The organism is Neobacillus drentensis (assembly GCF_036965645.1).
Lineage (GTDB): Bacteria > Bacillota > Bacilli > Bacillales > Cytobacillaceae > Neobacillus > Neobacillus drentensis_D.
This window is the reverse complement of record NZ_JBALPZ010000096.1, coordinates 1-416: the sequence shown is the minus strand read 5'-3', so window position 1 is coordinate 416 and position 416 is coordinate 1. Positions and strand designations below refer to the sequence as shown.

The 416-nt window shown below is 45.2% G+C and carries 2 tRNA genes; both read right to left on the bottom strand.

What is annotated here, in order from left to right:
* Positions 1 to 201: 201 nt before the first annotated feature.
* A tRNA-Val gene (locus tag V7266_RS18640) sits at positions 202 to 277 on the bottom strand.
* Between the two features lie 39 nt (positions 278 to 316).
* Positions 317 to 391: transfer RNA gene (locus tag V7266_RS18635), tRNA-Glu, on the bottom strand.
* Positions 392 to 416 lie beyond the last annotated feature (25 nt).

Below are 416 nucleotides of genomic sequence, written 5' to 3'. Positions count from 1 at the left end.
GCTACCCCGGCGTAAAGTTAGAAAAAATATTAAATTCATACACGCTGTCTCGTTGCCGTCATCCTGACCTCAGAAAGATTATTCAAGTAGCAGCTCGGTCAGTATGCTGAAGTTCATTCAGGAAGCTTATTCGATCGTGCTCTACCAATTGAGCTACCCCGGCATTGATTGGTGATTATTTTCACTATCGTGAAAAAATCATGGTGGAGGATGACGGGATCGAACCGCCGACCCTCTGCTTGTAAGGCAGATGCTCTCCCAGCTGAGCTAATCCTCCAAATTAATGAGAGTTATTTTCGCTATCACGAAAAAACTTTGGTGACCCCTACGGGATTCGAACCCGTGTTACCGCCGTGAAAGGGCGGTGTCTTAACCGCTTGACCAAGGGGCCAAATACTAAAATTTCCAAAATAATA